Source organism: Margalitia sp. FSL K6-0131 (genome assembly GCF_038008735.1).
Lineage (GTDB): Bacteria > Bacillota > Bacilli > Bacillales > Bacillaceae_C > Margalitia > Margalitia shackletonii.
The window spans coordinates 1,791,001-1,805,549 of sequence record NZ_JBBOZS010000001.1 but is presented as its reverse complement, the minus strand read 5'-3'; the positions used below and the strand labels follow the sequence as shown (position 1 = coordinate 1,805,549).

Annotated in this window: 11 protein-coding genes; 3 read left to right on the top strand and 8 right to left on the bottom strand. The window is 37.6% G+C overall.

The window, feature by feature from the left end:
- The first annotated feature begins 8 nt into the window (after positions 1-8).
- Positions 9-1,181 carry an acetoin utilization protein AcuC gene (locus NSQ59_RS08760; RefSeq protein WP_055739007.1) on the top strand — a complete coding sequence of 391 codons (1,173 nt, stop codon included), beginning with the start codon at positions 9-11 and terminating at the stop codon, positions 1,179-1,181.
- Positions 1,182-1,233: 52 nt separating this feature from the next.
- Here the strand turns inward: NSQ59_RS08760 and ltrA (NSQ59_RS08755) are convergent, their stop codons facing one another.
- From ltrA (NSQ59_RS08755) to NSQ59_RS08735, 5 genes are all read right to left on the bottom strand, one after another.
- A complete protein-coding gene (gene ltrA, locus NSQ59_RS08755) occupies positions 1,234-2,493 on the bottom strand; it encodes a group II intron reverse transcriptase/maturase (protein ID WP_055737770.1) in 1,260 nt (419 codons plus the stop codon).
- Between the two features lie 634 nt (positions 2,494-3,127).
- On the bottom strand, positions 3,128-4,384 hold the full coding sequence (gene ltrA / locus NSQ59_RS08750) for a group II intron reverse transcriptase/maturase (protein ID WP_340828527.1): 1,257 nt from the start codon (positions 4,382-4,384) through the stop codon (positions 3,128-3,130).
- A gap of 590 nt (positions 4,385-4,974) precedes the next feature.
- Complete coding sequence (gene lepB / locus NSQ59_RS08745; RefSeq protein WP_055739006.1) at positions 4,975-5,526, bottom strand: signal peptidase I; 552 nt, start codon at positions 5,524-5,526, stop codon at positions 4,975-4,977.
- A gap of 336 nt (positions 5,527-5,862) precedes the next feature.
- Complete coding sequence (gene ccpA, locus NSQ59_RS08740) at positions 5,863-6,864, bottom strand: catabolite control protein A (protein WP_055739005.1); 1,002 nt, start codon at positions 6,862-6,864, stop codon at positions 5,863-5,865.
- Between the two features lie 215 nt (positions 6,865-7,079).
- Complete coding sequence (locus NSQ59_RS08735; protein ID WP_055739004.1) at positions 7,080-8,156, bottom strand: bifunctional 3-deoxy-7-phosphoheptulonate synthase/chorismate mutase; 1,077 nt, start codon at positions 8,154-8,156, stop codon at positions 7,080-7,082.
- A gap of 333 nt (positions 8,157-8,489) precedes the next feature.
- Here NSQ59_RS08735 and NSQ59_RS08730 point away from each other — a divergent pair, with 333 nt between their 5' ends.
- Positions 8,490-10,646: a cell division protein FtsA gene (locus NSQ59_RS08730; protein WP_055739003.1), complete on the top strand. Its 2,157-nt coding sequence runs from the start codon at positions 8,490-8,492 to the stop codon at positions 10,644-10,646.
- A gap of 55 nt (positions 10,647-10,701) precedes the next feature.
- Here the strand turns inward: NSQ59_RS08730 and NSQ59_RS08725 are convergent, their stop codons facing one another.
- Both NSQ59_RS08725 and NSQ59_RS08720 read right to left on the bottom strand, forming a co-directional pair.
- Positions 10,702-11,049: a YtxH domain-containing protein gene (locus NSQ59_RS08725; protein ID WP_083489249.1), complete on the bottom strand. Its 348-nt coding sequence runs from the start codon at positions 11,047-11,049 to the stop codon at positions 10,702-10,704.
- 11 nt (positions 11,050-11,060) lie between these two features.
- Positions 11,061-11,549: a DUF948 domain-containing protein gene (locus tag NSQ59_RS08720; RefSeq protein ID WP_055739002.1), complete on the bottom strand. Its 489-nt coding sequence runs from the start codon at positions 11,547-11,549 to the stop codon at positions 11,061-11,063.
- 234 nt (positions 11,550-11,783) lie between these two features.
- On the opposite strand from NSQ59_RS08720, the gene NSQ59_RS08715 reads away from it, so the two are divergent.
- Positions 11,784-12,899: an aminopeptidase gene (locus tag NSQ59_RS08715; RefSeq protein ID WP_340830720.1), complete on the top strand. Its 1,116-nt coding sequence runs from the start codon at positions 11,784-11,786 to the stop codon at positions 12,897-12,899.
- A gap of 46 nt (positions 12,900-12,945) precedes the next feature.
- Here the strand turns inward: NSQ59_RS08715 and murC are convergent, their stop codons facing one another.
- Complete coding sequence (murC, locus tag NSQ59_RS08710) at positions 12,946-14,250, bottom strand: UDP-N-acetylmuramate--L-alanine ligase (protein ID WP_055739000.1); 1,305 nt, start codon at positions 14,248-14,250, stop codon at positions 12,946-12,948.
- Positions 14,251-14,549: the final 299 nt, after the last annotated feature.

The following is a 14,549-nucleotide window of genomic DNA, read 5'->3' as shown; positions in this document are numbered from 1 at the left end:
GTTTAATGATGACTAAAGATGCTGTATTTATTTATTCAAATGAACTTCTTTCTTATCGTTTTTCTAATAACCATCCTTTCAACCAGATGCGCATCAAATTAACATTAGATTTATTAAAAGAAATGAAGGCGATTACCAGTACGGATATTGTGGCACCACGAGTCGCTACCGATGAAGAACTTTCTTTAAATCATGAGCCGTCCTACATAAATGCTGTAAAAAATGCCGGAAATAATCAATTAACGCTTGAACTGGCCGAAAGCTTTGGGTTAGGGACAGAGGATACCCCTATATTTGCCAATATGCATCACGCTAGCGCTTTATCAGTAGGGGGAACTTTAACTGCTGTTGATGAGGTAATGTCTGGCAATTATTTACACGCCCTTCATTTAGGAGGCGGACTCCATCATGGATTTCGCGGGAAGGCGTCAGGATTTTGTGTCTATAACGATTGTTCTGTTGCACTTAAATACTTACAAGAAAAATATAATGCTAGAGTCTTATATATAGATACAGATGCCCATCACGGGGACGGTGTCCAATGGTCGTTTTATGACGATGAGAATATTTGCACCATCTCCATCCATGAAACTGGCCGGTACTTATTTCCAGGTACCGGTAACGTGAACGAATGGGGAACAGGAAAGGGATATGGATATTCCTTTAATATCCCGCTCGATGCTTTTACGGAAGATGAGTCCTGGTTAGAGTGCTATATTGCTGCAGTAAAAGAAATTGCCGAGTATTTTAAGCCAGATATTATCTTAACTCAAAATGGAGCAGATGCTCATTATTTCGATCCACTAACCCATTTATCCGCAACGATGAATATATATCGTGAAATACCGAAGCTTGCGCATGAGCTTGCACATAAGTATTGCAGTGGTAAATGGATTGCAGTCGGAGGAGGCGGTTACGACATCTGGCGGGTCGTTCCAAGAGCCTGGTCTCTTTTATGGCTTGAAATGACAAATAACACGAACATCGGACGTACACTTCCAAAAGCTTGGTTAGAAAAGTGGCAGCCAAAAGCACGCGTTTCATTAGTGTCAACATGGGATGATCCTGAAAACATGTATGAACCAATTCCTAGAAAAAAAGAAATTACTGAAAAAAATAGACAAACACTTGAAAAAGCACTGCATATGCTGAAAACGAATCGAGTAGGAGGAGGTGACTAACCCCCGACCTCTCACACCACCGTACGTACGGTTCCGTATACGGCGGTTCCATTTATGTCTGACGTAGTTGAGAATATCTCACATAAAGACTCTTCAGCCCTCGCATCTCCCAATAGGAGTTTGTGAGGGTTTTCTGTAGGATTGGGCTTCTGGCTATTCTCCAATATTTCTTTCTAGAGTTTCCCCATTCGTATGCCTTCTCTTTTGGAATCCCTAATCCAATGAGTTTTCTTACTTTGGTTTTTGGTTTCTTCCATTCTTTCCATTGGCACATTCTGAGACGCCTTCTAATCCATTCGTCTAATTCTTTGAAAATAGTGGGTGTATCTGCTAATGCATAATATCCGCACCAGCCAATCAAATATTGATTCAGCTTCTCTATTCTATAATCCATTGGAATTGGTTTTGACCTTGAAGTTAATTCTCGTATCCGTTTCTTGACACGTTGAATACTTTGGTTTGACATCCGCACCTTCGGTTTCTTATGAAATGTGAAGCTAAAACCTAAAAACTTTCTTTTCCAAGGTCTGTCTACAGCTGACTTTTCTCGATTCACCTTTAGTTTTAGAGTAAATTCAATGAAAGTAGTAATCGAGTCCATTACTCGCTCTCCGGCTCTTCTCGATTTTACGTAGATATTACAATCATCTGCGTATCGGACAAACTTGTGCCCTCTCTTTTCTAACTCTTTGTCTAGTTCATCTAGAACGATATTGGAGAGTAAAGGACTTAATGGTCCACCTTGGGGCGTACCCTCCTCGGATTTCGTTATGACTCCATTAATCATAATGCCAGACTGTAGATACTTCCGAATTAGTGATAGGAGCGTTCTGTCTTGAATCCTTTTGGATAGAGTCCGCATTAATCTATCATGATTGACTTTATCAAAGAATTTCTCCAAGTCCATGTCGACTACCCATCGGTATCCCTCTTCGATATATTTCTTCGCTTGTCTAACACCGTCATGACCTCGTTTGTTTGGTCGAAAACCATAGCTCTGTGTTGAAAAAGTCGGGTCGAAGATAGGGGTTAAAATCTGAGTAATCGCCTGTTGGATGAAACGGTCTGTCACGGTTGGGATACCTAATAACCTTACTCCACCGTTCGGTTTTGGGATTTCAACCCGACGGACAGGAGAAGGTTGATAAGTACCCTCCATTAAGGATGTTTTAAGTGTATCCCACGTTTCGAGAATATGTCTTCGTAGGTCTTTTACGGACATATTGTCTACTCCATGACTTCCTTTGTTCTTTTCTACTCGCTTTAATGCCAATAAAAGATTTTCCCGTGACAACATTCGTTCCATTAACATTGAGATTTATCCTTTCTACGTGAACAATACATTCTCATTAAGTGGGTTCTTTACTAAGCCCTCCCGAAGTCCCCCATGGAATTCACCATTTCTTCCTTTCAGGTAGGTTCCGTAAGAATTTTCTGCTTTCATACATAAAGAACCGTTTGCCGAGTGTTTGTTCTCCTAAAATGGTTCAGTCCTTCCTTGATTCTCTCGAGCAAACCAAGTACTACGACTTCGGCTGACTTCTGATTGTTCAGCTATCCATTACTAGATAGGTTACCAAGTGTACTTGGCGTATCAACCAGACCTCCCCGGGTAAGAGTGCAATCTTTCCTTCCATCTATCTGCTTCATTTACTTTGTATCACCTTCGGCAGAAAGGACTTTGTTTTGTATTGCAAACTCATCCAATGATACCTAGCCTTGTATGAAGTTCGTGTTCCTCAGACCGGAAGTTTGCCGCTCGCTTCCTTCAGATTCCGCGTCACCACGGACACCCTTGCGTTAAGCTAACTGCTACTTCTGCCTTCACAGTTCGGGACTTTCACCCTAGAGACTACACCCATGCCGGGCGCAATCGAGTAGGAGGGGGTGACTAACCCCCGACCTCTCACACCACCGTACGTACCGTTCGGTATACGGCGGTTCACTTAAGTATGACGCAAATGGTTGTATCTATCTAACAGACTTTTAAGCTTTTGATTTCTCCAAAACTTTAGATTTAGTGTTGTGTGTAAGATAGGACTATTCGAAATGCGCCAATATTTCTTACGAGAATTTCCCCATTCATGGGCCTTCTCTCTTGGAACGCCAAGGGATATGAGCCTTTTAATTTTTGTTTTGGGTAGTTTCCATTGTTTCCAAAGGCACATTCGGAGTCTTCTTCGAATATGTTCATCCAGTTGTTTAAAGGGAGTTGGCGTGTCTGCCAGCGCAAAATATCCGCACCAACCAACAAGGTATTCATTTAGTTTCTCAATACGCAATTCCAATGGAATGGGTTTTGACCTTGATGTTAGTTCTTTTATTCTACTTTTAGCTCTCTTTATACTTTCTTTTGCGATACGGATTTTTGGATTACGGTTTGATGTGAAGCTGAATCCAAGAAACTTTCGTTTCCACGGTCTGTCCACCGCACTTTTCTCTTCATTTACTTTTAGTTTAAGCTTCTTTTCAATGAAAGTAGTGATAGAACTCTTGACACGTAAACCTGCCTTCTTGGTTTTTACGTAAATATTACAATCATCTGCGTAGCGGACAAATTTGTGTCCTCTTTCCTCTAGTTCCTTATCTAATTCATCTAACATGATATTGGAAAGTAGTGGACTTAATGGTCCACCCTGAGGAACACCTTCTTCGCTGATAGTTTCCACACCGTTTATCATAATCCCCGACTCTAAGTATTTTCTAATTAACTTTAGAATCGTCTTATCCTTGACTCTTTTTGCTAGGAGTCCCATAAGCATATCGTGATTTACCTTGTCGAAGAACTTTTCTAAGTCCATATCTATTACCCATCTGTAGCCCTCTTCTATATATTGCCTTGCTTCCCTAACGGCATCATGTGCCCTTCTTCTGGGTCTAAACCCATAGCTATGTTCGGAAAAGGTTGGGTCATAGATTGGGGTTAATATTTGGGCAATCGCTTGTTGGACAAAACGGTCTGTCACGGTAGGAATACCTAATAAACGAACGCCGCCATTTGGTTTCGGGATTTCGACTCGTCTGACTGGCATAGGCTCATAGGTTCCGTCCTTTATTGAATTTCGGATTTCTTGCCAATTTTGTAGAATATGCGCTCGTAGGGATTTTACAGGCATTTCATCTACTCCATGGCTACCCTTATTCTTTTCGACACGTTTCAATGCCGAAAGTAGATTGTCCCGTGACAGTATTCGTTCCATCATTTCGATACATCCTTTCACGTGAATATACGTGCTATTTGTGCCATTGTTTATTCCACCCTCTTAAAGTCCCCTGTGGAATTCACCACTTCCTCCTTTAAGTAAGTCCAATTGGATTGTCTGTATCATCATAAACAATGAACGCCTAGTGTATATTCTCCTTAAATGTTCAGTCCTTCCCTAACCATCTTAAGCTAGTCAGGTACTATGACCTCTGCTGACTTCTGGCTGTTCAATTACCCTTCACAAAGTAAGTTACCGAGTGTGCTCGGCATTTCAGCCAGACCTCCCCAGGTAAGAGTACAGTCTTTCTCCCCATCTATCTGCTTCATTTACTCTGTATCATCTTTGGCAGAAAGGACTTCGTTTTGTTTGGCAAACTCATCCAATGATACCTAGCCTTATATGAAGTTCGTGTCCCTCAGACCGGAGATTTGCCGCCCGCTTCCTTCAGATTCTGCGTCACCACAGACACCCTTGCGTTTAGCTACTGCTACTTCTGCCTTCACAGTTCGGGACTTTCACCCTATAGACTGCACCCATGCTGGGCGCACCAATAAAAAACAAGACCTTTTAGGTCTTGTTTTAACGGTTTATTTAAATACATTAATCTCGTTTAATGGCCAAAAACGAATCTTCACTTTTCCCACTACCGATTTCATAGGAACAAATCCAAATATCCGACTATCCTTACTTATTTTTCTGTTATCCCCTAGCACGAATAAATAACCTTTTGGAACTACTTTTGCGTTCGTCGGCGGGTCTTGCAAAGAAAAATCTCCCGTCAGCTTTTGCATTGGCGGTAAAGCAGATTTATATTGTTTCAAATATGGTTCATCGTATTTTTTTCCGTTGATATACAGTTCATCATTCTTCATTTCTACCTTGTCTCCAGGCAGTCCGATAACTCTTTTCACATAATCCTCATCTGCATCTGGAGCATGAAAGACAATCTCATCAAATCGCTCAATTTTACTTAATTTACTAACAATAATTCTATTACCATCTTGAAGATTCGGCATCATGGATTGTCCCACCACGACGGATGGCACAAAAATAAAATATCTGCAAACAAAAACAATGATTGCTGCAAATAATATTGATTTAATCCATGAATATACTTCCTTTTTTGTGTTTTTTTCCATTTAATTACCATCCTTTTAGAATTCATGCAAACATCAAAAAGTAATATACTTACAACTATATATACGTGAATTTACTCATATAATAACAGGTTAACAGAAATATGTATATGTATCAAATGGTAAAAAAACAATAAGTATGATTCTTTTTTTTACTTGTTGTTGTTAAACTAGTTAATGCATGTATTTTCTAGTTCCATAACAATTTTTATTTCAATAGAAAATAAAAGGGTTTTCCAGAAGCGGTAGAATGTAATTACTTCTGGGAACCCTTTCTTTAGAGATAAGAAAGTATTGATTTTTTATAACAAAAATTAATTATCAAGTACAGACGCTTTCTTATTCTTTTGTTGAACTGCGATGTTCAATTCTATGTGGCAAAATAACAATATTTTCGGTTACTTTCTCTTTGTTCATATATTTTGTTAAAAGTCTCATTGCAACTGCTCCAATATCATACAATGGCTGAACTACTGATGTAAGCTGTGGACGAACCATTAAAGCTAATCTGGTATTATCGGAAGTGATAACCTCCAACTGCTCAGGGATGACGATACCATCATCCTGCGCCCCATGTACAACTCCGAGTGCCATTTCGTCATTTCCGGCAAAAATAGCTGTTGGCTTTGATTGTTGTTCACTTAATTTTTGCCATGCTTCAATACCGGAATCATAGGTATAATCACCTTCAATAACAAGTTCTTCATTATAAGGAATGCCTGCATTTTGAAGTGCCTCTTTATACCCCTCAAGCTTTAATTCCTTGTTAATAGGATCATGTAATGGACCTATTAAAAGAGCTATGTTTTTATGCCCTCTATTAATAAATTCAGTAATGGCATCATACGCAGACTGCTTATAATCAATATTTACAGATGGAATCTTATTGAACGGTTCAATGGAACCTGCCAATACAATTGGGACAGGTGAGCGTTCAAATTCCACAACATGTTCTTCTGTTATATTTCCGCCCATAAACACGATACCGTCTACTTGTTTTCCAAGCATCGTATTGAGTAAATGCAGTTCCTTTTCTTTATTTTGATCGGAGTTGCTTAAGATAATATTATATTTATACATGGTTGCAATATCTTCTATACCCCGAGCCAGTTCTGCAAAAAAGATATTAGATATATCCGGTATAATAACTCCAACTGTTGTTGTTTTCTTACTTGCTAATCCACGGGCTACCGCGTTAGGACGGTATCCAAGTCTTTCGATTACTTCCATTACTTTTTTTCTAGTTGCCGGTTTTACGTTAGGATTTCCATTCACAACCCTTGAAACGGTTGCCATTGAAACATTTGCTTCTCTTGCAACATCGTATATCGTAATATTCATTTTTTTCTTCACTCCAATTTTACAACTTCTATATTCTATTTTTATTAGTATTTTCCATTTCTCTTATTTTTACCAAAAAAGTATGTATGAAAAAACTAAGCTTAGAATAATCATACGACACAAGTGCCTATACTGCAACGAATTACACAATTTTGACAAACTCAAGCTAGTATTTATAATTTTTTAAAAAGGAAAAACCCTCGGATATCCGGGGGTTATACTCTTACTGGTTGTGAAGCTAGCAACTCTTGATAAAATTTATCAAATTGTTGTATGTCCATTTGCTGTGCCGCATCAGAAAGGGCAACCGCTGGATCAGGATGAACCTCTGCCATTACACCATCCGCTCCAATTGCCAACGCTGCTTTTGCCGCCGGCAGAAGCAAATCTCTTCTTCCGGTAGAATGAGTCACATCAACAAAAACAGGCAGATGTGTTTCTTGTTTTAAAATCGGCACTGCTGTTATGTCTAATGTATTTCGTGTTGCTCTTTCATAAGTACGTATACCGCGTTCGCAAAGAATAATTTGCCCGTTCCCTTGCGACATAATATATTCAGCTGCATTGATAAACTCATCTATGGTTGCAGCAAGTCCTCTTTTTAATAATACTGGTTTATTGATTGCACCTGCAGCTTTAAGCAATTCGAAATTTTGCATGTTTCGAGCCCCTATTTGGATCACATCAATGTATTCCACAGCCTTTTCGATATCTGTTGGGGTTACGATTTCACTGATCACAGCCAAATCAAATTCATCTGCTATTTGCTTTAAAATTTTTAACCCTTCAAGTCCTAAACCTTGGAAATCATATGGTGAAGTACGTGGTTTATATGCCCCTCCCCTTAATAGCTTAAGACCTTTTGCCCTAACCGCTTTCGCCACTTCGGCAACTTGCTCATAAGATTCAACCGCACACGGGCCAAAAACAAAATGCGGCTTTCCGTCCCCAATCGTTTCTCCCTTTAATGTAACAATTGTATTTTCTGGCTGTTTTTTACGTGAAACCAACAATGCTTTTTGATGATTCTCTTGTTGAAGATCTAATCCGGCTTTAAAAATTTCTTTAAAAATATGTTCAACGGTCGCATTTTCAAATGGACCATCATTATATTCTTTAATAATATTCAACATATCTCGTTCACGAACCGGATCGAAGCGATTTACACCTTGAGTTTCTTTAACTCGTCCAATTTCCTGAACTAATCGTCCTCTTTCATTAATTAACTCTAATAGTCTTAAATTTACATCTTCCACCTGTTTACGTAAATCATTAAGCTCTTGATTTCCCACTTCCTACACCCTTTCTTTTCATCACACGATATTAGCAAATTCATATAGAAAATTGCCTTGTGAAGCTTTTTACAATTGTCATTTTGCTAGGAGATCTTGTAACCCCTCCCCTTTTGTTTGTATCTAAAATGTCACATCGAGACAATTTTCAATTTTGTTTAAAAAATTCGGTCTATATGTTACATTTTAGATAGAAAAAACATTAACCATAAACATATATTAGGAATCATTATAATCCATTGTTGTAAAAATGTCACTAAAAATTTCTTTAACAATTAAACGCTTTTAAGTATTAAAGTGCTTTTTGAATTCTATATAAGAAGGTGTATCATCTTGGACGAAAAAAAGAAGATATTTGCATTAGACATTGGTACACGTTCAGTGGTTGGAATTATTTTAGAAGAAGAAAACAAACAATACAATGTCTCCGATATATTTGTAAAAGAACATGTTGAAAGGGCTATGTTAGACGGACAAATTCATGATGTCGTAGCCGTTTCCAAAATCATTAAAGAAGTTAAAGAAGAAATGGAAAAAAAACACGGACCTTTAACAAAAGTTTGTGTAGCTGCTGCCGGCCGTGCTTTAAAAACAGAAAAGGCAAGTGTGTCTGTATCAATTAAAGGAAAGCGGGTAATAACAAAGGAAGATGTTTTGCATCTTGAATTAAGTGCCGTACAACATGCACAAGCAATAGCTGCAGAAAAAAATTCAATAGAAAAAAGCAAAAATTATTATTGTGTTGGCTATTCTGTTTTCCAGTACCAATTAGATGGCGAAGAGATTGGTAATCTTATAGACCAGCAAGGTGATGAAGCTTCTGTTGAAATTATCGCTACTTTCCTTCCAAGGGTTGTCGTAGAGTCTTTGATAGCTGCCCTTCATCGTGCAGAACTGGAAATGGATGCACTGACTCTGGAACCAATTGCAGCTATTAATGTACTCATTCCATCATCTATGAGGCGACTAAATGTCGCGTTGGTAGATATTGGCGCAGGTACTTCCGATATTGCTTTAACGGAATTAGGAACGGTTACCGCATACGGTATGGTGCCAATAGCTGGGGACGAAATTACAGAAGCAATTAGCGATCAATTACTTCTTGATTTTCCTCTTGCCGAAAAAGCAAAAAGGGACCTCTTAGAAAATGAATCCATTATTGTGCAAGATATATTAGGATTTGAAACAGCAATGGATAAAGCTAATGTCGTAAAACAAATAGAATACGCGATCGATCGCCTGGCAGATGCAATCTCGACCGAAATTTTGCAATTAAATAACGGAAAATCGCCAAAAGCTGTCATGCTTGTGGGAGGGGGAAGCCTTACCCCTGATTTGCCGAAAAAAATAGCCGAATGCCTGCAACTTCCTGAAAATCGTGTTGCGATTCGTGATTCTAGCGCCATTCAGGGCTTGCGCTTTTCTGAGAAAATCCCAATGGGACCGGAATTTATTACACCAATTGGAATTGCCATAGCAGCGGATCTTACTCCCGTTCATTATGTTACCGTCTACGTGAACGATCAGCCTGTCCGTTTATTCGAGGTAAAGCAGCTTACCATTGGGGACTGTTTATTAGCATCTGGCACAAAAGTGAGTTCATTACATGGAAAGCCTGGCATGGCCATTATTGTTCAAATAAATGGTCAACAAATTACATTACCTGGTGATCATGGACTTCCACCCATTATTAAAAAAAATGGTGTGGAATGCGGGTTGGATGAGCCTGTGCAAAATGGTGACGAAATAATTGCTGTAAAAGGAATGGATGGGCAATCACCACAAATCACGATCGGTCAGATGCTGGACGATATCCCATCTAAAGTTACATTTATTAACGGGAAAAAATATGAAATAACAACCTTAATTAAAATGAATGGTGAAATCGTGACTACGGATACATTACTGAAAGATCGAGATGAACTAGAGATTCATTTTCCTAATACAATTGAGGAGCTGCTGAAGACAACGAAGCAGGATAAGCTGCTTACTGATTTACAGCCATTTAGAATTCGGTTAAATGGCAAGGAAACATTCTTGCTTGCTTTTTCAAGTAAATTATTATTAAATGATAACCCTGCAAAGCTTTCACAGTCATTTCATGATAACGATCATGTTCAAGTAGTTTCCAGTAAACTTAGCACGATTAAACATCTTGCAGACATAAAAAACATACCACTCTACTATCAAATAAATGTTTTCTTTAATGGTAAAAAAATTACGATGAAGAAATCAAGAATAGAATGGTATAGAAATGAAGTAAAACTATCTGAATCAGATATACTTTCACACGGTGATGTGATTGAAATGAAAGAAATGGAGATGGAACCTTTTATATTCCAAGATTTATTCCGATATGTAGAAATCGATATACCGAAGGAGAGCTCAGGGAAATTTCATCTATTAAAAAATGGAGAAGAAACGACTTTCTACGAAACTGTCATAGACGGAGATAAATTAGAAATTGTATGGGACCCAGTATTTCGCTGAAATAAAAACCAGCAGAAGCATCCGCTCTGCTGGTTTCTTTTCTATTAAAAAGCCTCTACTTCTTCGTTACGTTTTCTGTTATAATTTTGGACTTTTCTTTCACTGTTTCTGCTAAATTACTTCCTTTTTCCATCGTTAAATCACGCAATCGAGCGGACTTTTCCTTAGTTGCGGCGATAAGTTCAGTGCTTTTTTCAGAGGCAATCGTTTTAAGCTGATTACTTTTATTTTTCAAGGTATCCACTTGTCCTGTTAAATCACTGCGAATTTCTTTTCCTGATTTTGGAGTAAGTAATAATGCGGTAGCAGCACCAACTACACCTCCAATAATTGCACCTACTATAAAAGTCTTTGTATCTAATTTTTCACGAGCGTCGCTTCGATTCATTTCTGTTTTCTCCATTACTATTCCTCCTATTCGCTTCTTACTCTTTTAACCTCTCTAAGTTCTACATCTGCTTGTTCATCAAAAGTAACCGGCTCTTTTTTGCTTTCTTTTCTTTCCATCCATTTATCTCTTAATTCTTTTATTACCGAGCCCCATTGTAAAACCTGTGCGATTTTATCCTGATTATTGACAACTTGTGTAGAAAGACTTGATGATACTTTTCTAATAGATCCGTTGAATTCCTTAATAGTGGATCCAATATCTTGAACAGCATTTACAACACTATTTAATTTTTCCGATTTTCTCTGAATGTCTTCAGCTAATTCATTCGTCTTATGTAATAATAATGTAGATTCCGTTGTTATTCCTTGCATTTGACCTTCCAAGTCTTCCATTGTCTTAGAGACCCTATCCAATGTTATTTTCATGGATTTTAAGGTTTTTGTAAGACTGATGACAAGAACTAAAAATGCCACCGCTATTAATGCAACACTTAAATAAAGAATAATAATCATCTGCAAACCTCCAGTTAACTAAACAATTCCCCAATTATGGACTACCTAAACTTTCATCTCGTTTCTTTTTTTCTTTAACATACGTCCTAATTTGAGATGTCTTTTTTCTTTTATTTTCTCATATTCGTGTTCTTTCGCCAAATATTAAATTATTTAGACTTTTTTATTAAACAGGATCTATTCATTTGGGTTACAATATAATAGTACGTAAACTTTTTACTGGAGGAATACAACATGAAAGATCCACGTATTGAAAAACTGGCTAAAAATCTAATTAATTATTCCGTTCAATTACAGCCCGGAGAAAAAGTGTTAATTGAGAATTTCGGATTACAGCGTGAATTAGTAGTAGCACTTGTAAAAGAGGCTTATGCAGCAGGTGGCTATCCTTTTGTTTCATTAAAGGATCAACAGGTTGATCGTGCCCTTTTAATGGGAGCAGTACAAGAACAATTTGAGATGAAGGCTGAATTTGAAGCAAATGTTATGCAGAACATGGATGCATATATTGGCCTTCGTTCTGGTGATAACATCAATGAACACGCAGATGTACCTGATGAGAAAATGAAAATCGAAGGAAATACGGTTGGTAAAAAAGTACATAGAGAAATTCGGGTGCCGAATACAAAATGGGTCGTTCTTCGTTATCCAAACTCTTCAATGGCACAGCTGGCAAAAATGAGTACGGAAAGCTTCGAAGACTTTTATTTCGATGTATGTAATTTGGATTACAGTAAGATGGACAAAGCAATGGATTCATTAGTGGAATTAATGAACAAAACGGATAAAGTAAGACTGGTAAGTCCGGGTACAGATTTAACTTTTTCCATTAAGGATATTCCGGCAATTAAGTGTGCCGGCCACCTTAACATACCAGATGGAGAGGTTTACACAGCTCCGGTACGAAATTCCGTTAACGGGACTCTTACCTACAATACTCCATCCCCTTACCAAGGTTTTACTTTCGAAAACGTGAAGCTAACATTTAAAGATGGAAAAATTGTTGAAGCCTCGTCCAATGATACTGAAAGAATTAACAAGATTTTCGATACGGATGAAGGTGCTAGATATGTTGGTGAGTTTGCAATCGGTGTTAATCCATATATCCTTCACCCTATGCAAGACATATTGTTCGATGAAAAAATCGCCGGCAGTATTCACTTCACTCCAGGTCAATGCTATGATGTAGCACCAAATGGAAATAACTCTAATATTCATTGGGATATGGTTCTAATCCAACGACCAGAATATGGCGGCGGGGAAATTTATTTTGATGATGTGATGATTCGAAAAGACGGACTATTTGTAATACCAGAATTGGAATGCTTGAATCCTGAAAATCTAAAATAATGATAAGAAAAAGGACTGCTATCTCAAGCAGTCCTTTTTCAAGAAATTATTTAGATTGCAATAAATTCTCATATGCTTTTTGGAACTTTTGAATATCTCCGGCACCCATAAATAGAATAACACTATTGTCGAGATGTAATAATGGTGAAGTATCTTCTTCTGAAAGGATTTCAGATCTGTCAATTTTTTCTTGTAAATCTTTAATTGATAATTTACCATGATTTTCTCTTGCAGATCCAAAAATCTCACATAAGAAAACATCATCCGCTTGGCTTAAGCTTTCCGCAAATTCATTTAAAAATGTTTGTGTTCTGGTAAAGGTATGTGGTTGAAATACAGCAACAATATTACGATCGGGATATTTTTGTCGTGCTGCATCAACAGTCGCTCTTATCTCGGTTGGATGATGAGCATAGTCATCAATAATTATCTGCGATCCAATCTGTTTTTCCGTAAAGCGACGTTTTACTCCTTGGAAAGACTTAATATGCTTTTGAATAGCTTCTGTTTCAATTCCTTCATAATGGCATATTGCAATGACGGATAAGGCGTTCAACACATTATGATCACCAAAGAAAGGAATTTCGAATGTTGCATAGTAATTATTTCTTACATGAACATCAAACTTTGTCCCAGTTGTTTCTTTTACAATATTTCTTGCTTGAAAATCATTCTCTTCTTCAAATCCGTAAAAAAGGACAGGAACTTTTGCCTGAATTTTTTGCAGCTGTTCATCATCCCCATACGCAAATATTCCTTTTTTGACTTGTAATGCTAACTCCTGAAATGCTGAAAATACATCATCAATATTAGCAAAATAATCAGGATGATCAAAATCAATATTGGTCATAATGGCATAATCAGGAAAGTAGGATAGAAAATGTCTTCTATATTCACAGGCTTCAAATACAAAGTACTCTGCATTCTTTACACCACTACCTGTACCGTCGCCGATCAGATAGGAAGTTGGCCTTACATTTTTCATGACATGTGCCAATAAGCCAGTCGTCCCCGTTTTTCCATGCGCACCAGTAACGGCTATACTCGTAAATCGCTGCATAAATTCCCCTAAAAATTTATGGTAGCGAATAACTGGAATACCCTTATTAAAGGCTTCTTCAATTTCTTCATGTGTATCAGGAAAAGCATTACCTGCTATTACCGTCATACCAGGTTGAATATTTTCACGCTGGAAGGGCAATATTTTTATACCTGAGTCTTCTAAGGCTTTCTGGGTAAAAAAATATTTTTCAACATCTGATCCTTGCACTTCATAACCCATATCGTGAAGTATTTGTGCTAAAGAACTCATTCCGGAACCCTTGATGCCTACGAAATGGTATACAGTCATAATAGAACCTCCAACAATGTCTATATGTATGCAGTATATGACAAAGACTATTTTTTGCGAAGAAAAAACTTGCAATTTTCTAACGGTTATGTAATTCAAAATGAATCGTAATGTCCTTGTTCATCAAAAAACATACTTAATAATTATAGCACTTTTTATTATGGGTGACTATGGTATCTTAGGAGGAGTTATATAAGATATCTTTCCCAATTTTATGAAGATATTATCTTATAATCCAAATTTTTCATTCATCTACATAAAAAGTATGGGAGCTTATCCTTTATAATAAGCTCCTCCTA

Excerpts from the sequence above, each read along its gene's own strand:
- ccpA (WP_055739005.1), bottom strand. The coding sequence starts at position 6,864 with ATGAATATTACGATATACGATGTTGCAAGAGAAGCAAATGTTTCAATG.
- ltrA (WP_055737770.1), bottom strand. The coding sequence starts at position 2,493 with ATGTTAATGGAACGAATGTTGTCACGGGAAAATCTTTTATTGGCATTA.
- NSQ59_RS08725 (WP_083489249.1), bottom strand. The coding sequence starts at position 11,049 with ATGGAGAAAACAGAAATGAATCGAAGCGACGCTCGTGAAAAATTAGAT.
- murC (WP_055739000.1), bottom strand. The coding sequence starts at position 14,250 with ATGACTGTATACCATTTCGTAGGCATCAAGGGTTCCGGAATGAGTTCT.
- NSQ59_RS08720 (WP_055739002.1), bottom strand. The coding sequence starts at position 11,549 with ATGATTATTATTCTTTATTTAAGTGTTGCATTAATAGCGGTGGCATTT.
- ltrA (WP_340828527.1), bottom strand. The coding sequence starts at position 4,384 with ATGATGGAACGAATACTGTCACGGGACAATCTACTTTCGGCATTGAAA.
- NSQ59_RS08715 (WP_340830720.1), top strand. The coding sequence starts at position 11,784 with ATGAAAGATCCACGTATTGAAAAACTGGCTAAAAATCTAATTAATTAT.
- lepB (WP_055739006.1), bottom strand. The coding sequence starts at position 5,526 with ATGGAAAAAAACACAAAAAAGGAAGTATATTCATGGATTAAATCAATA.
- NSQ59_RS08760 (WP_055739007.1), top strand. The coding sequence starts at position 9 with ATGACTAAAGATGCTGTATTTATTTATTCAAATGAACTTCTTTCTTAT.